We start from the raw sequence: 20,989 nt of genomic DNA, 5'->3' as shown, positions 1-20,989 counted from the left end.
CGGCAGGCTGCCGCCGAGATGGCTTTTTCGGGGGTGACGGCAACTGTACACCGCAGGCTGCCGCTCCCGATTGCGCTTTCCACGGTGGCGCCGCCGCGCGGCACGCCCTATGCTTTGATGCCAGACCTCACGACCGAAGAAGAATCCAGCCCGTGCCACACCGGCGCGCCTGCGGCCTCCTCACCACGCATGACCAAGACACCCACCCGCCCTCTTCGCTTCATCCGCCGCGGCCAGCCCCAGGTGCTGCACGGCGTGCCGCCCGACCGCACCCTGCTGGAAGTGCTGCGCGAAGACCTGTGCGCCACCGGCACCAAGGAAGGCTGCGGCGAAGGCGACTGCGGCGCCTGCACCGTGGTGCTGGGCGAAGCGCGCGGCGGCCAGGTGCATTACCAGGCCGTCAACAGCTGCATCCGCCTGGCGCATTCCATCGACGGCATGGCGCTCTGGACGGTCGAGGATCTGGCGCAAGACCCGCTGATCCAGCCGGCCGCCACCGAATCCGGCAACGCGCAGCCGGACGACCAACCCATGCTGCACCCCGCGCAGGAGGCCATGGTGGAGTGCCACGGCTCGCAATGCGGCTTCTGCACGCCAGGCTTCGTGATGAGCCTCTTCGGCATGTACCAGAACCACGTCTGCCACGGCAGCGGCATCGACCGCGCGCTGGCGGCCGAGGCGCTTTCGGGCAACCTCTGCCGCTGCACCGGCTACCGCCCCATCCTCGACGCCGCCGAGCGCATGCAGCAGTTGCCGCCCATGCGGGTGGACGAAACCGTGCTGCTACAGGAACTGGAGCACATCGCCTTCGAGGGCAAAGGGATGCAGGCCGATGCGGCCTACATCGCCCCGATCACGCTCGAACACCTGCTCGCCGCCCGCGCCGCCCACCCCGGCGCCCAGGTGGTGGCCGGCGCGACCGACGTAGGCCTCTGGATCACCAAGCAGCACCGCCGCTTCGCCCAGTTCCTGGACGTGACCCGCGCCGCGCCGCTGCGCCGCATCGACGAGGCCGGCGGCATGCTGCGCATCGGCGCCGCGGCGTCCCTCACCGACGCCTTCGCCGCGCTGCGCGCCCGCTGGCCGCAGCTGCACCGCTTTGCCGCGCGCTTCGCCGGGCTGCCGGTGCGCAATTCGGGCACCCTGGGCGGCAACGTCGCCAACGGCTCGCCCATCGGCGACTCCATGCCGCTCTTGATCGCGCTGGGCGCCCAGGTGGTGCTGGCCCGCGTGGGCGGCGAGCGCACGCTGCCGCTCGAAGACCTCTACACCGGCTACCGCCAGAACGTGATGGCGGCCGACGAGCTGCTGGTACGCATCGACGTGCCCCTGCCCGAGCCCACCGGCCGGCTCGCGGCCTACAAGGTCTCCAAGCGCTTCGACGACGACATCTCCGCCGTGTGCCTGGCCCTGCATCTGCACATCGAGAGCGGGCAGATTCAATCGGCCCGCATCGGCGCAGGCGGCGTGGCGGCCACGCCGGCCCGGGCGCGCAAGACCGAGGCCGCCCTCGCCGGCCAGCCCTGGTCGGCCGCCACGCTACGGCAGGCCGCCGGCGTGCTGCAGGCAGAGTTCTCGCCCATCTCCGACATGCGCGCCAGCGGCGCCTACCGCCGCGCCGTGCTGGGCGCGCTGCTGGAACGCTGCTGGCTGGAAAGCCCCGAAGCCCGGGCGGAAGGCGGAGGTGGCGATGCGCAGCCCATCTCGCTGGACCAGTTGCGGGGCCCGCTCTGCGGCCCGGCCTCCACGCAGGCGGAGGTGACGGCATGAACACCCACGCCACCCCCATCAGCCGCGACGCAGACGGTGCGCCCGAAGCCGCCTGCGCCGACGCGCACGGAGCTGCCGGCGCCGACACCCCGGCCCGCAGCGCGCCGGCTCACGAGCACGCCATGGGCCGCTCGCACCCGCACGAAAGCGCCCGCGCCCAGGTCGCGGGCCTGGCGCACTACATCGACGACCTGCCCGAACTCAAGGGCACGCTCTACGCTGCCCCCATCCTCTCGCCCGTGGCGCACGGGCGGCTGAACGCGGTGTACCCCGAAGCGGCGCTGTCTCTGCCCGGCGTGCGCGGCGTGGTACTGGCCGCCGACGTGCCGGGCGACAAGCTGCTGGCCGCCTTCGCGCACGACGAGCCCGTCTTCGCTTTCGACACGGTGCAACACGTGGGCCAGGTGGTGGGCCTGGTGGTGGCCGAATCGGTGATGCTGGCGCGCCGCGCGGCGCGGCTGGTGACGCTGGACATCACGCCCGTGCCCGCCGTGCTCACCGTGCAGGCCGCCATGGCCGCGCAGAGCTACGTGCTGCCGCCCGTCTTCGTGCGCCGCGGCGATGCCGGGGCCGCACTGGCCCGCGCCCCCCACCGCCTGCGGGGCGCGTTCGAAGTCGGAGGGCAGGAACACTTCTACCTGGAAGGCCAGATCGCCTACGCCGTGCCGCTGGAGCAGCGGCAGTGGGCCATCTACTCCAGCACCCAGCACCCCGGCGAGGTGCAGCACTGGGTGGCCCACGCGCTGGGCCTGGACAACCACGCCGTGCGCGTGGAATGCCGGCGCTTGGGCGGCGGCTTCGGCGGCAAGGAAACCCAGGCCGGCCACCTGGCCGTGTGGGCCGCCGTGGCCGCGCACAAACTGGGCCGCCCGGTCAAGCTGCGGCTGGACCGCGACGACGACTTCATGGTCACCGGCAAGCGCCACCCCTTCGCCTATGAGTACGAGGTGGGCTATGGCGACGACGGCCGCATCCAGGGCCTGAAGCTGCAGATGGCCGCCAATTGCGGCTTCTCGGCCGACCTCTCCGGCCCCGTCGCGGACCGCGCGGTATTCCACAGCGACAACGCCTACTTCCTCGAAGACGTGGAGATCGCGTCCTACCGCTGCAAGACGAACACGCAGAGCCACACGGCCTTCCGCGGCTTCGGCGGGCCACAGGGCGTGATCGCCATCGAAGCCATCCTGGGCGACATCGCCCGCGCCCTGGGCCGCGACGCGCTGGATGTGCGCCTGGCCAACCTCTACGGCACCACCGATCGCAACGTCACCCACTACCAGATGCCGGTGGAAGACAACATCCTGCCCGAGCTGCTACCAAAATTGGAGCAATCAGCCCAATACCGGCAAAGGCAGGCGGCAATTTCGGCCTGGAACGCGGGCAGCCCGGTGCTCAAGCGCGGCCTGGCCATCACTCCGGTCAAGTTCGGCATCAGCTTCACCGCGACGCTGTTCAACCAGGCCGGTGCGCTGGTCCACGTCTATACCGACGGCAGCGTGCAGGTGAACCACGGCGGCACGGAAATGGGCCAGGGCCTGCACACCAAGGTGGCGCAGATCGTGGCCGACGAGCTGGGCGTGCCCCTGGAGCGCGTGCTGGTCACCGCCAGCGACACGGCCAAGGTGCCCAACGCCAGCGCCACGGCCGCCTCCAGCGGCACCGACCTGAACGGACGCGCCGCGCAGTTCGCCGCGCGCCACGTGCGCGACAACCTGGCGGCCTTCGTCTGCGGGCTCGACGGCTGCGGTGCGGGCTCGATCCGCTTCGAGGGCGGGCGCGTGATCTCCCCCACCAACGAGCGGGCCTGGAAAGACGTGGTGCAGGCCGCCTACGCCAACCGCATCCAGCTCTGGAGCGACGGGTTCTACCGCACGCCCAAGATCCACTACGACAAGACCACACTGACCGGCCGTCCCTTCTACTACTTCGCCTACGGCGCGGCCTGCACCGAAGTCGCCATCGACACGCTCACGGGCGAGTCGCGTGTGCTGGCGGTGGACATCCTCCATGACGTGGGCCGCAGCATCAACCCGGCCATCGACATCGGCCAGATCGAGGGCGGCTTCGTGCAGGGCATGGGCTGGCTCACCACCGAAGAGCTGGTCTGGAACGCCGAAGGCAAGCTCGCCACCCACGCGCCCAGCACCTACAAGATTCCGGCCACAGGCGACGTGCCGGCGCACTTCAAGGTCCAGCTTTGGCACGAAGCCAACCGCGAAGACAACGTGGGCGGCAGCAAGGCCGTGGGCGAACCGCCCTTCATGCTGGCCATCAGCGTCTACGAGGCGCTGCGCAACGCCGTGGCGGCCGCGCGGCCCACCGGCGAAGAGGCCACCCCCGTGCGCCTGCAAGCGCCGGCCACGGCCGAGCAGGTGCTGCGGTCGCTGGGCAGGCTGGGCTAGCCCGGCGGCTCAGCCCCGCGCCGGCTGGCCCCAGACCTGGTTGCGCCCGCGCCGCTTGGCCTCGTAGCAGGCCATGTCGGCCGCGCGCAGCAGCTGGGTCACCTGGTCATCGCCGGCCGTGCCGGCCTCCCGAGCCACCAGGCCCACGCTGGCGCTGACGAAGAAGCTGCGCCCCGCATACCATGGCTCCCAGACCGCGATGGCCGTGCGAATCAGCTCCGCGATCTCATGCCCCCGCGCCCGGGAGCAGGCGGGCAGCACCACGGCGAACTCGTCGCCACCCAGCCGCGCCGCCCAGCCCACGTGGCGCGCCTGTTCTTCGATAAGCCGCGCCACGTGCCGCAGCACTGCGTCGCCCGCGTCATGCCCGGCCTGGTCGTTGACCACCGTGAAATGGTCCAGGTCCAGGAACAGCACGACCAATGGATCCAGGTCGGCGCCTTCCTGGCGGGCCGCGGCCACCGGCGTCTCCACGCCGGCCTGCGGCGGCAACTGAGCGCCCATCAACTCGCCCAGCCGTTCGAGGAAAGCCTCGCGGTTGAGCAATCCCGTGAGCGGATCATGCCCCGCCACCCAGCCGCGCAGCTGACGCGAGCCGCGCTCGGCCGTGATGTCTTCCAGCATCCAGACGGTGCCGACGGCCTGCGCCTGCGCCGCCGTTCCCGCCGGACGGTGTGCCAGCACCCGCGCCCAGACGGGGCTGCCGTCCTTGCGCAGAAAACGCACGTCGCCGTCAAAGCACCCGTGCGCAGCGAAGGCCTCGCGCACCCGCTGCAGCCACTGGGCGTAATCGGCGGGGCCGGCATGCAGGGCCACGGCCGGCAGGCCGCGCAGCTCGGCGGGCGCGTAGCCCAGCATGCGGGCGGCATGCACGCCGGCCACGTCCAGCACGTCACCGTGCGCGATGACGATGCCCACCGGCGCATGTGCCAGCACCGCCTCCAGGCGCGCAGCGGTCACGGCCGCGTCGCGGCGGTCCTGCCAGCGCTGGGACTCCATCTGGGTGCAGACGCGCACCAGGGCATCGACCTCCCCGCGCGAGCGCGGCCAGACCCGGGCGGCCGCGCCCCGTCCGCCACCACCGGCCCCGTCCTGGTTTGCCACATGCGCGTTCAGCATGCGCTGCGCGCAGTGGCTCAGCTGCGACAGGGGCCGCGCCATCCACAGCATGGCCAAGCCCGACAAGAAGGCGATCGCCAGCACGCCGCCGCCCGCCTTCCACCACGCGCCTCGCAGCACGCCCTCGTCGGGCGCGGCCAGCATGCCCGCGTCGCTCACCCGGGCCACCATCCACTGGGGCAGCGGCACGCCCGCCAGACTGACGACGTGGCCCGACTCGCGGTCGGTGAAGGCCCGCCCCGTCAGGGGTTGCTCCAGGCGCTGCCAACGCGCATAGGCCTGCGCCAGGCCGGGCTCGTCGCGCACATGGCCCAGCACGCGTTCGCGCTGCGGGTGCGACAGGATCACGCCGTCGCGCGTGAAGACAATGAGCCGCGAATCATCGCGGGCCGGCATGGCCATGGACTGCGGCAGCAGGCCCTGGGACTGCAGCCGCAGCACGCCGGCCAGCGCGCCGGTGACGGCACCTTCGCCCCGGCGCAGCGGCATGGTGAACATCACGCGCGCATCGCCCGGTGTGCTGCCGATCAGGTCAGACACCAGTGGCCGGCCGTCCACCAGGGTGCGTACCAGGTAATCGCGCTCGGCCGGGTCCAGCGCCGAGGCCTCCTGGAGCCGGCCGGACTGCAGGTTCACGCTGAGCTGGCCGTCCTTGCGCGCGATCTGCATCGCATCGAAGAAGCGCGCCGCCGGCAGACCCTGGCGCACCAGCCCTTCCAGCGTTGCAGGCGCATCGAGCAGGCCCGGCGCGATGCCTTCGGCCACCGTGCCCAGCACGCGCTGGCTCTGCTCGATCTTGCTGGCCAGCAGGCGCGCCACGGTCTCGACCTCGTCGTTCTGCTGGTGCACCAGGCGCTGCAGCGCCGCCTGGCTGGCGGACTGCGATACGACCCAGGCCGCGACGCCGCCCGCCACCAGGACGGCCAGCACCGCCAGCGCGACCAGCTTGGCGATCAGCGCACCGGGCAGCAGCCCGCTGGGGCTATCGTCCGGCGCCATGTCGAACGAGTCTTCATGGAAGAACCCGGCCATGCCGGCCGGGCGGGTGGCTGGCGCCGCCGCGGCCGCTGGCGGTGTCATGCCTGGCCCCCGGAGGGGCCGGCATCGACGGGCGCGAACGGTGGGGCGCAGGACATGGGGGGCGAGAATGGGCTGATGCGCGGCGGAGGGAGTTCCGCCGGCTTCATTGCAATATACGCAGCGCACCCCGGCGCCCGGGTGCGGGGCAACCCTCAAGAATCCGCCAGGAAAACCCTGACCCGCCAGCCCATGGCGCCGACCGCGCGGTCAGCCTGGCATCAGCAGCCGGCTACCTGCTGCAAGGCACCGGGCTGGGGCAGGTTCAGCACGTTGCCGGTGCCTGCGATGAGGCCGTGCTCGCGCAGATGGCGCAACACCCGCGAAAGGGTTTCCGGCGCGATGCCCAACTGCGCGGCGATGAGGCGCTTGCGCAGATGCAAAGTGACGCGCAGGGCGCCGTCGTCGCAAGGCTGCGCGTGCTGCAGCAGCCACTGCGCGCAGCGAGCCTCTGCGTCCTGCGCCAGCCGGCTCACGGCCAACTCGGTCTGCCGGAAGTAGCCCTCGGCCAAGCTGCGAACCAGGTTCTGAGCGTCCGAGGACAAGGCCCTCACGCTGCGTTGGAACGCCTCGATCGGCACGCTGCGCAGCTGCACGCGCGTGTCCGCGACCATGTCCACCACGCAGGGCTGGCCCACCAGCGCGCAGGCCGCATCCAGCCAGGCCGGCCCCTCCACCACGCCGAGCTGGTGGCGCAGCAGGCCGTCCTCGCGCAGGCCCAGCAGCACGCGGCCGCTGTCCAGATGCAGCACGGACGCAGGCCGCTGGTGGCGCTGGCGCAGCAGTTCGCCGGCGGCCGCCACCTCCACGCCATCGAAGGGTCCAAAGAAATGATCGGGAGACATGGTGCCGACTGTGCAGGCGCGCCTCGCAGCCCGTGTTGAGCGAGGTCAAAGCCGCTGCAGCCGGTGCCTCGAAGGCGTCGCACCCGAACCGGCTCTCCACGCGTCCCGGCGGGTGCCGCCTTCGGGAGTCGTAAAACAGACACACACGGCACGGAGTTTGCTTTCGAGCATTGCAATTGGATACGTCTTCGCATCCAATCCGGGAGCCGCCGCCAGCCCTTGGCCGAGCGGCGCGAAATCCACGACCTCCGGGCCGACCGCTTCGGCCCCTTCACCACCTGCAGGAAGAACCCATGAAAAAAACCCTGATCGCCGTCGGCGCTGCTCTCGTGTGCGGCGCAGCCGCCCATGCGCAAAGCACTGTCACGCTGACCGGCCTGAGCGACATCTACGTCGGCTCGATGAAGATGGCTGGCGATGCCGGCCGACGCTCCGTGGTGGACAGCGGCGGCATGACGACTTCGTGGTTCGGCTTCAAGGGCACGGAAGACCTGGGCGGCGGCCTGAAGGCCAACTTCCAGCTGACCTCGTTCATCAAGATGGACACGGGCACGCAGGGCCGCTTCCAGAACGACACCTTCTTCTCGCGCGACGCCAACGTCAGCCTGTCGGGCGGCTTCGGCTCGGTGCTGCTGGGCCGTTGGATGGCACCCAACTTCCTACCCTCCGTGATCGGCAACCCCTTCGGCGATTCGTTCACCTTCTCGCCCCTGATCCTGCACAAGGACGTGCCGCTGTTCAACGGCTCCGGCTGGCGCGCCATGACGCCCGCTGACACCGGCTGGTCCAACCAGATCGCCTACACCACGCCGACGTTCAACGGCCTGTCCGCCAACGTCCAGTACCAGTTCGGCGAGCAGCCCGGCCAGGGCGGCAAGAACAACTACGGCGCCAACTTCTTCTACTTCGGCGGCCCGCTGACCCTGACCGGCTTCTACGAGAACGCCGACGTGACCAACCCCGCCGCCACCACGCTGCTGCCCAACAACCAGAAGTACTGGATGCTGCTGGGCGCCTACGATTTCGGCATGGTCAAGCCCTACCTGAGCTACGGCGAGAAGAAGATCGCCGACGCCGCGAGCACCAAGGGCAAGACGCTGCAGGTGGGCGCCTCCGCGCCTGTCGGCAGCACCGGCAAGCTGCTGGCCGAATGGGTCAAGACCGAGTGGTCCACGCCCGACGTGAACCGCAAGACCTTCACCATCGGCTACGACCACTTCCTGTCCAAGCGCACCGACCTCTACGCCGTGGTCATGAACGACAAGATCACCAACCAGACCAGCGGCACCAGCCTGGGCCTGGGCATCCGCCACCGCTTCTGATGGCGCGGGCAGCCCCTTGGCTGCCCCTCTCTGCAAAAAGGCACGCCGGATCGCTCCGGCGTGCCTTTTTTCATGAATTTCTGCGGCGCAGCGCGCACGCAGACTGCGCCATGCGCTATTCAATCAATAGCGCGCGGAAGTCGTTCACGTTGGTATGGGTGGGCCCGGTGACCAGCAGATCCCCCAGCGCGGCGAAGTAGCCGTAGGCGTCGTTGCGGTCCAGGTGGTCGGCCACGCGGCGCTCGGCCGCGGCGGCGCGCGCCAGCGTGTCGGGCGTGACGAAGGCGCCGGCGTTGTCCTCCACGCCGTCGATGCCGTCGGTGTCGGCCGCCAGCGCCCACACGCCCGGCTGGCCCTGCAGCGCCTGCGCCAGGCCCAGGCAGAACTCCCCGGCACGCCCGCCCCGGCCGCGTTCGGCGCCCTCGCGGCGCGGGCGCACGGTGACGGTGGTCTCCCCACCGCTCAGGATGATGCAGGGCCGCGCGAAGGGCTCGCCATGCAGCGCCACGGCGCGCGCCAGCGCGGCATGCACACGGCCCACGTCGCGCGATTCGCCTTCCATTTCGTCGCTCAGGATGTGCGCCGTCCAGCCGGCCTCGCGCGCCGCCCGGGCCGCTGCCTGCAGCGACTGCCGGGGCGTGGCGATCAGCTGCACGCTATGGCCGGCGAAAAGCGCATCGCCGGGCTTCGGCGTTTCGAGTGCGCCGCTTTCCAGCCGCTCTCGCACGGCCTCTGGCACGTCGATGCGGTAGCGGCGCAGGATATCCAGCGCATCAGCGCAGGTGCCGGCATCGGCCACCGTGGGGCCGCTGGCGATCACCGAAACGTCGTCGCCTGGGACGTCGCTGATGGCCAGGGTCACGACCCGCGCTGGCGCGCACGCTGCCGCCAGCCGCCCGCCCTTGATGCGCGAGAGATGCTTGCGCACGCAGTTCATTTCGGCGATGCCGGCGCCGCTGTCGAGCAGCGCCTGGTGGATGCGCTGCTTGTCCGCAAGGCTCAGGCCTTCGGCCGGCAGCGTCAGCAGCGAAGAGCCTCCGCCCGAGATCAGGCAGAGCACCAGATCCTGCGGCGTCAGGCCCTGCACCAGCGTGAGCATGCGCTCCGCCGCCTGCAGTCCGGCCGCGTCAGGCACCGGGTGGGCCGCCTCCACCAGCTCGATGCGCTCCGGCAGTCCGGCCGGGCGCGGCGGCACATGGCCGTAGCGCGTCACCACCAATCCCGAAAGGGGCGCATCCGCCGGCCAGAGCGCTTCCACGGCCTGCGCCATGGCGCCGCCGGCCTTGCCTGCACCGATCACCACCGTGCGCCCGCCGGGCGGCGGCGCGGGCAGATGCGCGCCGAGCGTGTGCAGCGGCTGTGCGCTGCGCACGGCGGCCTCATAGAGCGAGCGCAGCAGATCGCGTTGCGGCGCCGCGAGGGCGCTGGTGGCATCGGTGGCGAGAGCCGCGGCAAGTGGCGGGCGGGCGTCGGCAGGGAGCATGTCAGGCATGGCGCGATTGTGCAGTGCCGCGCTGTGGAATGTGGCCGGACGCCCTCCGGGCGAGCAAGCGATGTCACGCGTTCGTCATCGCAAAGACTTATGGTTGGCACTTCCCTTTGCGGCGGCAGCACCATGGACCTCTTCGCGCTGGAGCGGCACGGCGCCGCCCTGGATTTTCTATCCCCCGCAGCGCGGCAAGGCTGCGGCCCCCTCGCACAGCTGATGCGCCGCGGCCTGCTGCATTGCGTCTTCCAGCCGCTGGCCGATCTGCGAGAAGGAACCATCTATGCACACGAGGCCCTGATACGCGGCCCCGAGGGCAGCGCACTGCATCGCCCCGACGCGCTGCTGCAGTGCGCCCGCGAAGAAGGACTGCTGCAGGATTTCGAAATGCTCTGCGTGGTCGTCGCGCTGCAGCAGTGGGGCCGCCAGGGCAGCGCGGGCCGGCTCTTCCTGAACATCAGCGCCGATACCCTGGTGCGTGCCGTGACCCTTTGCGGCGAAGGCCTGCTGGGCAGCAAGGTGCGCAGCCTCGGCGTGGCGGCGCGCATGCTGGTGATCGAGATCACCGAGCACGAACGCGTCTCCGACATGCCCGGACTGCTGCACGCGCTGCGTGCCGTGCACGCCTGCGGGGCCCGGCTGGCGCTGGACGACTTCGGGGACGGCCATTCGAGCCTGCGCCTCTGGGCCGAGGTGAAGCCTGACTTCGTGAAGATCGACAAGTACTTCGTGCGCGATATCGCAGTCCATCCCGAGAAGCTGCAGATGCTGCAGGCCATCAAGGGCATTGCCGAGGTGTTCGGCACCACGCTCGTGGCAGAGGGCATCGAAACCGACGAAGACCTGCGCGCGCTGCGCGACCTGGACATCCCCTACGGCCAGGGCTACCTGCTGGGCCGCCCGGCCCAGGCACCGCGGGCGCTCATCGAAGAGGCTGCGCACCGGACGCTGCACGACCGCCGTGTGGCCGTGCTGCCGCACCAGACGCACGCTGCGCGGCCGGGCATCCTGCGCAACCTGCTGGTGGTGCATGCGCCCACCGTCACGCCCGACACGCACAACGACGAGGTGGCCCGCCTCTTCAGCAACCATACCGAACTGCACGCGCTGGCGGTGCTGGAGGGCACCCGCCCCGTGGCGCTCATCAACCGCCAGCAGTTCATGAATCACTACGCCACGCTCTACTTCCGCGAAGTGCATGGCCGCAAGCCCTGCGGGACCATCGCCAACCATGCGCCCCGCGTTGTCGAGCTGGACTGCGACGTGGACCAGCTGGTGGGCATCCTCACGTCGCAGGACCAGCGCTACCTGAACGACGGCTTCGTCGTGACCGACAACGGGCGCTACGTGGGCCTGGGCACGGGCGACCAACTGGTGCGCAGCGTGACAGAGGCGCGCATCGAGGCCGCACGCCACGCCAACCCGCTCACTTTCCTGCCCGGCAACATCCCCACCAGCCTGCACATGCAGCGGCTGCTGGACGGCGGTGCCGAATTCGTCGCCTGCTATGCCGACCTGAACCACTTCAAGCCGTTCAACGACCACTACGGGTACTGGCGCGGCGACCAGATGATCCGCCTGCTGGCACGTCTGGCCATGTCGCACTGCGACGCGCAGCGCGACTTCGTCGGCCATGTGGGCGGCGACGATTTCATGCTGCTCTTCCAGAGCGTCAACTGGCTGCAGCGCTGCCGCGACCTGCTGGCTGACTTCAACCGCCAGTCGCGCGAACTCTTCGACGCCGAAGCACGCAACGCGGGCGGCATCTGGGCAGAAGACCGCCATGGCGTCAAACGCTTTTTCCACTGCACCACGCTGTCCATCGGCGCGGTGCGTATCGCGCCGGGCCATGTGCAGCATGCCGAGGAGGTCGCCAACCTCGCGGCACTGGCCAAGCACGAAGCCAAGCTCTCGGCCAGCGGCATCGTGTGCCTGCCGGCCTCTGCCATGCAGGCCGGCCGCCAACTCTGGACCGAGGCACCGCCCCCCGCTGCACCGGCTCTCGCCGCCCTGCCCCACGGCACCACCCAGGGCTTGGCAGCCTGAGAACGTGCGCAAGGCCGCTGCGGGGATCGCGTTGCAGTGCCATCGCGATCCCGAAAAGACCGTGAAGACGTTCGGAGGGACACGCGAAGGAGTCTGCGGCGGGAGCCACCTAAAATCGGCCAGTGAACGCCCCATTGCCCCTGCCCCGCCGCCCCATCCGTGACCTGCCCGACGAGCTGATCAGCCAGATCGCCGCGGGTGAAGTGGTCGAGCGCCCCGCTTCAGCCGTGCGCGAGCTGGTGGACAACGCGCTCGATGCCGGCGCCCGCCAGATCACCGTGCGCCTGCTGGCCGGCGGCGTGCGCCTGATCGCGGTGGAGGACGACGGCGGCGGCATTCCGCAGGAAGAATTGCCCGTCGCCCTGCGCCGCCACGCCACCAGCAAGATCACCAACCTGCACGACCTGGAATCGGTCGCCACCATGGGCTTCCGGGGCGAGGCGCTGGCCGCCATCGCCTCGGTGTCGGAAATGGCCCTGCTCTCGCGCACAGCGCAGCAGGCCAGCGCCTTCCTGCTCGATGCGCGCAGCGGCGAGCTGCGGCCGGCCGCGCGCAGCGTGGGAACCACGGTCGAGGTCAAGGAACTCTTCTTCTCCACACCCGCGCGGCGCAAGTTCCTCAAGACCGACGCCACCGAGCTGGCCCACTGCGTCGAAGCCGTGCGCCGCCATGCGCTGGCGCGGCCCGACGTGGGCTTCGCCATCTGGCACGAAGGCAAGCTGGTGGAGCAGTGGCGCGCCACGCTGGCCGCCACGGCCGATGCGGATGACGCCGACGCGCTGCAGCAGGCCCTGGCCCGCCGCCTGGCCGACGTGCTGGGCGAAGAGTTCCTCACCGAATCGGTGCCGGTGCGCCACCGCGTGGGCGCGGTCACCGTCACCGGCCGTGCGGGCCTGCCGGATGCGGCGCGCTCTCGGGCCGACCAGCAGTTCTGCTACGTCAACGGCCGCTTCGTGCGTGACAAGGTGCTCACGCACGCGGCCCGCAGCGCCTACGAAGACGTGCTGCACGGCCAGAAGCAGCCGGTGTATGCGCTGTACGTCGAAATCGACCCGCTGCGCGTCGATGTGAACGTCCACCCGACCAAGATCGAGGTCCGCTTCCGCGACAGCCGCGAAGTGCATCAGGCCGTGCGCCACGCGGTCGAGAACGCCCTGGCCGCACCGCGCGCCCAGGCGCTGGCACAGGCAGCCGCAGCGGCCGGCGCCTCTGCCGGCGACGCAGCGCCGGCCGCTGGCCTGGGCGTCGGCGTGCCGACGTTTTCAGTGCCGAATCGCCCCGCAGCGCCCTATCCGCAAGCGCAGAGCGCTATCCAATTCGATGAACGACCGGGTCACAAGGTGTCCGACCTGCAGGCACTCTGGGGCACGCCCTCGCCAGCGCCCGCAGCCTTCGGTACCGGCCTCGCGCCGCAACCGAGCTTCATGCCAGCAGCCGCCGCGACCCTGACCGACCCCGCGGCCCCATCCGGCGCCGAGCCGCCCGCCACGCCGCCCGCGCTGGCCTGGGGCACGGCCGCCGCACCGGCCCCTGCCGAGCGGGAACAGACACCCGCCGCCGAGGCCCCCACCTGGCCACTGGGCCGCGCCGTCGCACAAATCCACGGCGTCTATATCCTGGCCGAGAACGCCCAGGGACTGATCGTGGTGGACATGCACGCCGCGCACGAACGCATCGTCTATGAACGCCTCAAGGCCCAGGTGGACAGCGCTGCGCGCATCGCCAGCCAGCCGCTGCTGATCCCGGCCACCTTCGCCGCCACGCCCGAAGAAGTCGCCACCGCAGAAGCCCAGGCCGAAACGCTGGAAATGCTGGGCCTGGAGATTTCGCCCTTCTCGCCACGCACCCTGGCCGTGCGCGCCGTGCCCACCACGCTGGCGCAGGGCAACCCTGTGGAGCTGGCGCGCAGCGTGCTGGCCGAACTGGCCGCGCACGACGCCAGCACCGTGGTGCAGCGCGCGCGCAATGAGATCCTGGGCACCATGGCCTGCCACGGCGCGGTGCGCGCCAACCGGCGGCTCACCATCGACGAGATGAACGCGCTGCTGCGGCAGATGGAAACCACCGACCGCTCCGACCAGTGCAACCACGGCCGGCCCACCTGGCGGCAGCTCAGCATGAAGGAGCTGGACGCGCTCTTCCTGCGCGGCCGGTGAGCGGCGGGTAGGCAGGCCCGGCTCAGCAGGCGTGCCATGCCGGGCCCGGCGCTCCTCAGTCGTCGCGGGCCGCCTTGGCCTGATCGGGAAAATCCGAAAACACGCCGTCCACGCCCAGCGCAAAGAAGCGGCGGTATTCGGCTTTGGGATCGCCACGGTAGTCCGAGGCCAGCCGCTTGCCTTCGCTGCGGAAGGTGTAGGGATGCACGAAGAGGCCCGCATCGTGCGCGTTCGCCACCACCTGCGTGGGCGCCATCAGCACGCGGTCGCTTTCGTCGATGCGGCCGTCGCCGTTGCGGTCGTCGGGCTTGCCGTCGCGGTTGTCGTCCAGCAGGCGCGTCGGGATCAGGTAGGGCTTCCACGGCCCGATGCCGTCCGCATAGGTCTTCACTTCCTTCAGGCCCGCGGGCGTGAGCAGGCTGGCGAAGGTGCGGCTGTCGCCCGCCACGGCAAAGTCGTAGGGCTTGTCGTAGGGCGCAGTCAGGTCGATGCTGCCGTCGGAGTTGACGTCGTTGGCATCCACCAGCTGCACCAGCCGCACCTGCGTCTTGCCGCGCAGGTACTTGAGGTTGGAGACCTCGAACGACTGCAGGATCACGGGCGAATCCTTGGCCGTGTAGCCGTATTGCGCGAGCGTGGCCAACAGGCGGTCTTCGAGCGGCAGGCCCAGGCGGGCGTGGTAGGTGGGGTGCTTGGTCTCGGCATAGACGCCCACCGTGCGGCCCCGGCGCTGGCCTTCGCTGCGGGCCAGATCCAGCACTTCGTTGAGCGTGGGGATCTGGAAGCGGCCGTTGAACGACTGGTCGCGCTCGGCCAGGGGCTGCACGGCGCGCAGGGTTTTGATCTCGGCCAGCGTGAAGTCAGAGGCGAACCAGCCCTCCTCCGTCACGCCATCGACCACCTGCTTGGTCTTACGGCTGGCAAATTCCGGGCGGGTGGACACGTCGGTCGTGCCGGTGATGTTGGGCTCGTGGCGGGCGATGAGCACGCCGTCCCGGGTGGAGACCAGATCGGGCTCGATGAAGTCGGCGCCCATCTCGATGCCGCGGCGGTAGCCCTCCAGCGTGTGATCGGGCAGGTAGCCCGCCGCGCCGCGGTGGCCGATCACCAGGGCCTTGCGGCCTTCGAGGGTGGGTGCCCCATCGTTGCCGCCGCATCCGGCGAGCGCCGCGGCAGCAGCCAGGGCCGCCAGGGCGGCGGAAGAACTCAACTTCGCGGTCAATTGCATGGAGATCGCCTTTCTTGATGCTGTCCGAGGGACGCCGCAGGCGCGTTCACCATCACGGACTCCCTCGCACTCTGCGGGGATTCGATGACGGACGCAAGACAGGCGCACACCAATCCGGTGCATCCGATCGCACCAATATTGCACATCACATCGCCAGCAGGGTTTCAACATGGTGCATGAGCCCCCGCAAATCCCGACGCACAATCCAGGGGCTCCTTTTCCGCACCTCGACCCCATGACCCTGCACTACCTGGAATTCGACTACAGCGAAGACGATGACGGCATCGCCAACTGGGATGCCATCGCCCATGTGCCGAGTGCCCAGGTGCCCGCATGGGAGTCGGAGGTGGTTGCGGTGCTGGCCTGGGCCCACGCCGAGTTTCCGGGTCAGCAAGGGGCCTGGGAAGACGGGGGCACCTGGGACTTCGACCTGCAGCACGAGCCCGGCGACGGCAGCGCGCTGCAGCCGCTGCGCTACGACGCCGCATCGCGCCGGCTGCTGCCGGTTGTGGGCGGCTCGCCCGGGAAGCGGCACTCGCTCACCTTCTCCCTGAGCGGCACACAGTCCTTCGCCGAGGCTTTCCGGCAGCGATTCAGCCCGGATTGACATGTGCCGCGCTGCGGGCATGGCACCCGCTGCAGGCTGCGGGCGACGGCGGCCGCAGCGGTCCCGAACGGCCGCGATGATGCTATACATTCAATAGCACAAGGCGCTCTATCAGCCAGCGCTCAAAGCCATTGCGGGGTGACATCCGCCGGCGGAACGGCGCCCCCGTCCGCCCACCCGCCTACACTGGCCGCATGCCATCCGCCACCACCCCGCTGCCGTCCGCCCCACCCCGCGCCCTGGCAGGCCTGCTGCCCTTTCTGCGCCCCTACGCGGGCCGCATCGCACTGGCACTGGTGTTCCTGCTGCTGGCGGCGCTAGCCACGCTGGCGTTTCCGCTGGCGCTGCGGCAACTGATCGACCAGGGCCTGCTCACGCCCGACCGGGGCGGGCAAGTGCTGGCGCTGCGCGAGCACTTCGCGGCGCTGTTCGGCGTGGCGATGGCGCTGGGCGTGTTCTCGTCGGCGCGCTTTTACATGGTGAGCTGGCTGGGCGAGCGCGTGACGGCCGATCTGCGCAACGCCGTCTATGCCCATGTGCTGCGGCAGAACCCCGAATTCTTCGAGACCACGCAGACCGGCGAGGTGCTCTCGCGCCTGACGGTGGACACCACGCTGGTGCAGACCGTCGTCGGCTCGTCGCTCTCCATGGGCCTGCGCAATGCCGTGCTGGCCCTGGGCGCGCTGGCCATGCTGGTGTGGACCCACCCCTACGTCATGGTGCTGGTCTTCATAGCCGTGGGTGTGGTGGTGCTACCCACGCTCTGGTTCGGGCGGCGGGTGCGCCGCCTCTCGCGCGACAGCCAGGACCGGGTGGCCGACGCCAGCGCCATCGCGGCCGAGGTGCTCAACGGCATCGCGGTGGTGCAGAGCTTCACGGCCGAAGAGCGCGAGGCCGATCGCTTCGCCGCCGCCACCGAGGCCGCCTTCAACACCGCCACGCGCCGCAGCCGCGCGCGCGCCGTGCTGGTGGCCTTCATCATCATCGCCAACGCCGCGCCGCTGCTCTGGGGCCTCTACCAGGGCACGCAGGCCGTCATCGCGGGCACGCTGTCGGCCGGGCAGCTCGGCCAGACCGTGATCTACGTGATGTTTCTGGCCGGCGCGGTGGCCGTGCTGGGCGAGGTCTATGGCGACCTGCTGCGCGCCGCCGGCGCCACCGAGCGGCTGATGGAGCTGCTGGACAGCACGGTGCCCGCCGTATCGGTGCCCGGAGCCGCCCACGCATCGACCCTGCCGGCCACGCCGGGCCAGGGAACGGCGGCGCTGGCCTTCGAGCACGTGCACTTCTCCTACCCCTCCCGGCCGGAAGTACCTGCGCTGCAGTCCTTCGACCTGGCACTGCACCCCGGCGAGACGGTGGCCCTGGTCGGCGCCAGCGGCGCCGGCAAGAGCACGGTGTTCCAGCTGCTGCAGCGCTTTTACGACCTGGGCCGCAGCCCGGCCGATGCCGGCCGCATCACGCTGACCGGTCAGGACATCCGCACCCTGTCGCTGGAGCGGCTGCGCCAGGGCATCGCCATCGTGCCGCAGGATGCGGTGATCTTTTCGACCTCGGCACGCGAGAACATCCGCTACGGGCGCCCCGCCGCCACCGATGCCGAAGTAACCGCCGCCGCCCGTGCCGCCTTCGCCCACGGCTTCATCGAAGCGCTGCCTCAGGGCTACGACACCTTCCTGGGCGAGCGCGGCGTGCGCCTCTCGGGCGGGCAGCGCCAGCGCATGGCCATCGCGCGAGCGCTCTTGAAGGACGCGCCCGTGCTGCTGCTGGACGAGGCCACCAGCGCGCTGGATGCCGAGAGCGAGCGCATGGTGCAGGCGGCGCTGGAGGCCGCCATGCACCGCCCGGGCGGCAGCCGCACCACCCTGGTCATCGCCCACCGGCTGGCCACGGTGCAGAACGCGGACCGCATCGTCGTGATGGACCAGGGGCGTATCGTCGAGGAAGGCCGGCACGAAGATCTTATGCGCCGACAAGGCGTCTATGCCCGGCTGGCGGCGCTGCAGTTCACCGGCCAAGGCCCGCACGCGACCAAGAGTTCAGGCGCCAGCACGAAAGCCCCGAGCGACTGACGGCTCAAAGCGGCGGACAAAACCCAGCGAAGGGGTTCTGGCGAGGCGCTGCACCGCAGGCAGTACGAGTAAGTAGTGCGACAAGATGCGGCAACGACACCGGGAGGGATTTGTCAGCCGCTCTTACTGCAGAGTTTCCTTGGCCGCTGCGGGCAAGGCCAGCGGCAGCAGGGCCACGCCCTCTTCCAGCAGTTGCGCCGCTTCTTCGCGCGTGGCCTGGCCCCGGATGGGGCGTTCCTCGATCTCGCCGCGATGCATGTCCAGCGCCTCCTGGGCGAAGCGCGGCCCCACGTCTTCCGTACGGGCCACGATCTCACGCGAGACGCGCAGCCATGCCGCCTGCAGTTGCTGCTGCACGGCCTGCGCGTGGTGCATCTGGTCGGGCGTCAGGGCCGGAGCCTGCGCACCCAGGGGGCCTTTGGAACCCTGGCTGGACCCTGGCAACGCAGCCTGCACAGCGGCCTGCTCGACGGCCGGCGCCCGGGCACCAAGGTTGAGCCGGGGCGCGCTCAGCCCTTTGCGGATGTCGCCGCTGCCGCAGAGCGGGCATTGCAGCAGGCCACGCTGCAGCTGCGACTGATAGTCGTCTTCGGAGGCGAACCAGCCTTCGAAAGCGTGGTCGTTCGGACAGAAAAGATCGAGAACCTTCATGGAATGCCAAAGCCGTTCAGGCCGGTGGATGGCAAGTTGCTATGGAAGTGCGGTGCTTGTCGGCCCCAGCATGTCTATAGAGCTGCGATGCCGAACGGCAGGCCGCTTCAACCACGCCGCTTCAGCAGGTAGCGATAGACGAAACCGGGAAACGCCAGCGTCAGGAACAAGGTGGCGGTGACTGCGTAGAACTCCCAGCCCTGAGGGGCGATCTGCCCGGCGCGCTTTTCCAGCATGAGCGCCAAGCCGCCCACCAGGAAATACAGCACCACCATCTCCACCACCCGACCAATCAACGGCTTGCCACCGGCCGACGCGGCAGGGCCGACGGCGAACCAGCGATCGTTCGTGAAGGGCAGATTGGCGGCGAGCAAGGCCGCCAAGATCACCAGCCAGATGGCTCCTGTTTGGGACATGGTTTGATCCGTAAGGCCCGTACGACGCAGCGGTAGCGATGCCGCCGTTCAGGCAGGGAAGTGGGACAAGAGAAAACACTGCGAAACCGCAAGCAGCTCGTGCGCATCACGACGCACTAGGGGCTGCGGACTGCCGCTACGCGAGACGAAACATCCAAAGCTCGGCCGCCCGCGACGGCAGCATACCCCCACGAGCGACAACGGGAGCCGGCCCCAAGGTACCGCACTCCCGTTCATGTGATCCAGGGCATCTGCAAAGCAGATGCCTGAGCGGCGATGACGCCCGCTCAGGTAGCCAGCGCGCGCACCACGGCGTCAGCGCACAGTGCCATCAGGCCGCCAGGCAGCAAGCCCAGCACCAGCACAAGGGCTCCATTCACCGTGAGCACCACGCGCACGTCGATCGGGGCGGAGACGCGGGCAGCGGTCAGCGGCGCGTCGAAGTACATCACCTTGACCACCCGCAGGTAGTAGAAGGCGCCGACCAGCGACATCATCACCGCGAACACGGCCAGCACCAGATGCGCGGTCTGGCCGGAAGCCACCAGGGCCTGCAGCACGGACAGCTTGGCGTAGAAGCCCACCAGCGGAGGCAGACCGGCGAAAGAGAAGAGGCAGATCGACATCACGGCTGCATAGAGCGGGCTGCGCTGGTTCAGGCCGGACAGGTCGGCCACTTCCTCGCTCTCGAAGCCTTCGCGGGCCAGCAGCATGATGACGCCGAAAGCCGCCAGCGTGGTCAGTACATAGGTCACCACGTAGAACATGGCGGAGCTGTAGGCGTTCTCGACCGCGGTCGCGTCCACGTTGCCCTGGATCACGCCGGACATCAGGCCCAGCAGCACGAAGCCCATCTGCGAGATCGTGGAATAGGCCAGCATGCGCTTGAGGTTGGTCTGCATGATGGCCGCCAGGTTGCCGACCAGCAGCGAGCCGATCGCCAGCACGGCCAGCATCTGCTGCCAGTCGATGGCCAGCGGCAGCAGGCCGTCCACCAGCAGGCGGATGGTGATGGCGAAGGCCGCCAGCTTGGGCGCGCCGCCGATGACCAGCGTGACGGCCGTGGGCGCGCCTTGATAGACGTCGGGAATCCACATGTGGAAAGGCACGACACCCAGCTTGAAGGCCAGGCCGGCCACCACGAACACGAGGCCGAACACCAGCACCTGATGGCGAATCTGGCCGGAGTTCACGGCCTTGAAGACCTGGCCGATGTCCAGCGAGCCGGTCGCGCCGTAGAGCATCGACAGGCCGTACAGCAGGAAGCCGCTGGCCATGGCGCCGAGCACGAAGTACTTCATCGCGGCTTCGGTGGCTGTGGTGTGGTCGCGGCGCAGGGCCACCAGCGCGTAGCTGGAGAGCGTGAGCAGTTCCAGGCCCAGGTAGATCACCAGGAAGTTGTTGCCCGAGATCATGATGAAGATGCCCAGCAGCGCGAACATCGACAGCGTGAACAGCTCGCCGCCGCGCAGCATGCCGCGGTCAGCGGCGTAGGGCCGGCCATAGACCAGGGTGACCATCATGGCCACGGTGGCGAAGCACTTGAGCCAGTTGCCCATGGCATCGCTCACGACCATGTTGCCCCAGCCGTAGAAGGTGTTGCCGCCGCTGGCGTAGATGCCTTGCAGCACGGCCACCACGGTGAGCGTGAGCATGGTGAGCATGTAGGTGCCCGTACGGCGGGCGCTGGAAACACCCAGGTCCACCAGCGCGATCACGCAGGCCATGACCAGAAGCACGATCTCGGGGTAGATCGCCAGCCAGCTGATGTTGTCAATCATCTCGTCTCTCT

The 20,989-nt window shown here is 69.8% G+C and carries 14 protein-coding genes; 7 read left to right on the top strand and 7 right to left on the bottom strand.

Going from position 1 to position 20,989, the window contains the following annotated elements; translation table 11 throughout:
* Positions 1-189: 189 nt before the first annotated feature.
* A complete protein-coding gene (gene xdhA, locus AC3A84_RS00850) occupies positions 190-1,770 on the top strand; it encodes a xanthine dehydrogenase small subunit (protein WP_487967862.1) in 1,581 nt (526 codons plus the stop codon).
* Positions 1,767-4,172 carry a xanthine dehydrogenase molybdopterin binding subunit gene (gene xdhB / locus AC3A84_RS00845; RefSeq protein WP_487967861.1) on the top strand — a complete coding sequence of 802 codons (2,406 nt, stop codon included), beginning with the start codon at positions 1,767-1,769 and terminating at the stop codon, positions 4,170-4,172. Before xdhA ends, xdhB begins: the two co-directional genes overlap by 4 nt.
* Before the next feature lie 9 nt (positions 4,173-4,181).
* Here xdhB and AC3A84_RS00840 read toward each other — a convergent pair whose 3' ends face one another.
* Both AC3A84_RS00840 and AC3A84_RS00835 read right to left on the bottom strand, forming a co-directional pair.
* Positions 4,182-6,371: a sensor domain-containing diguanylate cyclase gene (locus AC3A84_RS00840; RefSeq protein WP_487967860.1), complete on the bottom strand. Its 2,190-nt coding sequence runs from the start codon at positions 6,369-6,371 to the stop codon at positions 4,182-4,184.
* 218 nt (positions 6,372-6,589) lie between these two features.
* On the bottom strand, positions 6,590-7,213 hold the full coding sequence (locus tag AC3A84_RS00835; RefSeq protein ID WP_487967859.1) for a Crp/Fnr family transcriptional regulator: 624 nt from the start codon (positions 7,211-7,213) through the stop codon (positions 6,590-6,592).
* A 293-nt stretch (positions 7,214-7,506) separates the two neighbouring features.
* Here AC3A84_RS00835 and AC3A84_RS00830 point away from each other — a divergent pair, with 293 nt between their 5' ends.
* Positions 7,507-8,535: a porin gene (locus tag AC3A84_RS00830; RefSeq protein ID WP_487967858.1), complete on the top strand. Its 1,029-nt coding sequence runs from the start codon at positions 7,507-7,509 to the stop codon at positions 8,533-8,535.
* Positions 8,536-8,650: 115 nt separating this feature from the next.
* Here AC3A84_RS00830 and AC3A84_RS00825 read toward each other — a convergent pair whose 3' ends face one another.
* Positions 8,651-10,018, bottom strand: coding sequence for a glycerate kinase type-2 family protein (locus tag AC3A84_RS00825; protein ID WP_487968216.1), 1,368 nt, complete (start codon positions 10,016-10,018; stop codon positions 8,651-8,653).
* A 132-nt stretch (positions 10,019-10,150) separates the two neighbouring features.
* Between AC3A84_RS00825 and AC3A84_RS00820 the strand changes: the two genes are divergently transcribed.
* On the top strand, positions 10,151-12,067 hold the full coding sequence (locus tag AC3A84_RS00820) for an EAL domain-containing protein (RefSeq protein ID WP_487968215.1): 1,917 nt from the start codon (positions 10,151-10,153) through the stop codon (positions 12,065-12,067).
* 122 nt (positions 12,068-12,189) lie between these two features.
* Positions 12,190-14,223 (top strand): DNA mismatch repair endonuclease MutL, encoded by a 2,034-nt coding sequence (gene mutL, locus AC3A84_RS00815; RefSeq protein WP_487967857.1) that lies wholly within the window; start codon positions 12,190-12,192, stop codon positions 14,221-14,223.
* A 55-nt stretch (positions 14,224-14,278) separates the two neighbouring features.
* On the opposite strand, the gene AC3A84_RS00810 is transcribed toward mutL, so the two are convergent.
* The gene (locus AC3A84_RS00810; protein ID WP_487967856.1) at positions 14,279-15,451 is read right to left on the bottom strand and encodes a glycerophosphodiester phosphodiesterase; all 1,173 of its coding nucleotides are present in this window, start codon (positions 15,449-15,451) and stop codon (positions 14,279-14,281) included.
* Between the two features lie 235 nt (positions 15,452-15,686).
* Here AC3A84_RS00810 and AC3A84_RS00805 point away from each other — a divergent pair, with 235 nt between their 5' ends.
* Entirely contained in the window at positions 15,687-16,058 is a 372-nt protein-coding gene (locus tag AC3A84_RS00805; RefSeq protein ID WP_487967855.1) for a hypothetical protein, read from the top strand.
* 194 nt (positions 16,059-16,252) lie between these two features.
* Entirely contained in the window at positions 16,253-18,130 is a 1,878-nt protein-coding gene (locus tag AC3A84_RS00800; RefSeq protein ID WP_487967854.1) for an ABC transporter transmembrane domain-containing protein, read from the top strand.
* A gap of 123 nt (positions 18,131-18,253) precedes the next feature.
* On the opposite strand, the gene AC3A84_RS00795 is transcribed toward AC3A84_RS00800, so the two are convergent.
* The 3 genes from AC3A84_RS00795 to nuoN all read right to left on the bottom strand — a co-directional run bounded on the left by AC3A84_RS00795 (position 18,254) and on the right by nuoN (position 20,978).
* Complete coding sequence (locus AC3A84_RS00795) at positions 18,254-18,781, bottom strand: DUF1178 family protein (protein WP_487967853.1); 528 nt, start codon at positions 18,779-18,781, stop codon at positions 18,254-18,256.
* 107 nt (positions 18,782-18,888) lie between these two features.
* Entirely contained in the window at positions 18,889-19,197 is a 309-nt protein-coding gene (locus tag AC3A84_RS00790) for a DUF2818 family protein (protein ID WP_487967852.1), read from the bottom strand.
* A 287-nt stretch (positions 19,198-19,484) separates the two neighbouring features.
* Positions 19,485-20,978 (bottom strand): NADH-quinone oxidoreductase subunit NuoN, encoded by a 1,494-nt coding sequence (gene nuoN / locus AC3A84_RS00785; protein ID WP_487967851.1) that lies wholly within the window; start codon positions 20,976-20,978, stop codon positions 19,485-19,487.
* Between the last annotated feature and the right edge of the window lie 11 nt (positions 20,979-20,989).

This window comes from Paracidovorax sp. (genome assembly GCF_057642795.1).
Note: the sequence above shows the minus strand (reverse complement) of the source record. Positions and strands in the feature narration are given on the sequence as shown.

Coding starts and splice junctions, on each gene's coding strand:
- AC3A84_RS00820 (WP_487968215.1), top strand. CDS start 10,151: ATGGACCTCTTCGCGCTGGAGCGGCACGGCGCCGCCCTGGATTTTCTA.
- xdhA (WP_487967862.1), top strand. CDS start 190: ATGACCAAGACACCCACCCGCCCTCTTCGCTTCATCCGCCGCGGCCAG.
- AC3A84_RS00795 (WP_487967853.1), bottom strand. CDS start 18,781: ATGAAGGTTCTCGATCTTTTCTGTCCGAACGACCACGCTTTCGAAGGC.
- AC3A84_RS00805 (WP_487967855.1), top strand. CDS start 15,687: ATGACCCTGCACTACCTGGAATTCGACTACAGCGAAGACGATGACGGC.
- AC3A84_RS00840 (WP_487967860.1), bottom strand. CDS start 6,371: ATGACACCGCCAGCGGCCGCGGCGGCGCCAGCCACCCGCCCGGCCGGC.
- nuoN (WP_487967851.1), bottom strand. CDS start 20,978: ATGATTGACAACATCAGCTGGCTGGCGATCTACCCCGAGATCGTGCTT.
- AC3A84_RS00810 (WP_487967856.1), bottom strand. CDS start 15,451: ATGCAATTGACCGCGAAGTTGAGTTCTTCCGCCGCCCTGGCGGCCCTG.
- xdhB (WP_487967861.1), top strand. CDS start 1,767: ATGAACACCCACGCCACCCCCATCAGCCGCGACGCAGACGGTGCGCCC.
- AC3A84_RS00825 (WP_487968216.1), bottom strand. CDS start 10,018: ATGCTCCCTGCCGACGCCCGCCCGCCACTTGCCGCGGCTCTCGCCACC.
- AC3A84_RS00835 (WP_487967859.1), bottom strand. CDS start 7,213: ATGTCTCCCGATCATTTCTTTGGACCCTTCGATGGCGTGGAGGTGGCG.
- AC3A84_RS00830 (WP_487967858.1), top strand. CDS start 7,507: ATGAAAAAAACCCTGATCGCCGTCGGCGCTGCTCTCGTGTGCGGCGCA.
- AC3A84_RS00800 (WP_487967854.1), top strand. CDS start 16,253: ATGCCATCCGCCACCACCCCGCTGCCGTCCGCCCCACCCCGCGCCCTG.
- AC3A84_RS00790 (WP_487967852.1), bottom strand. CDS start 19,197: ATGTCCCAAACAGGAGCCATCTGGCTGGTGATCTTGGCGGCCTTGCTC.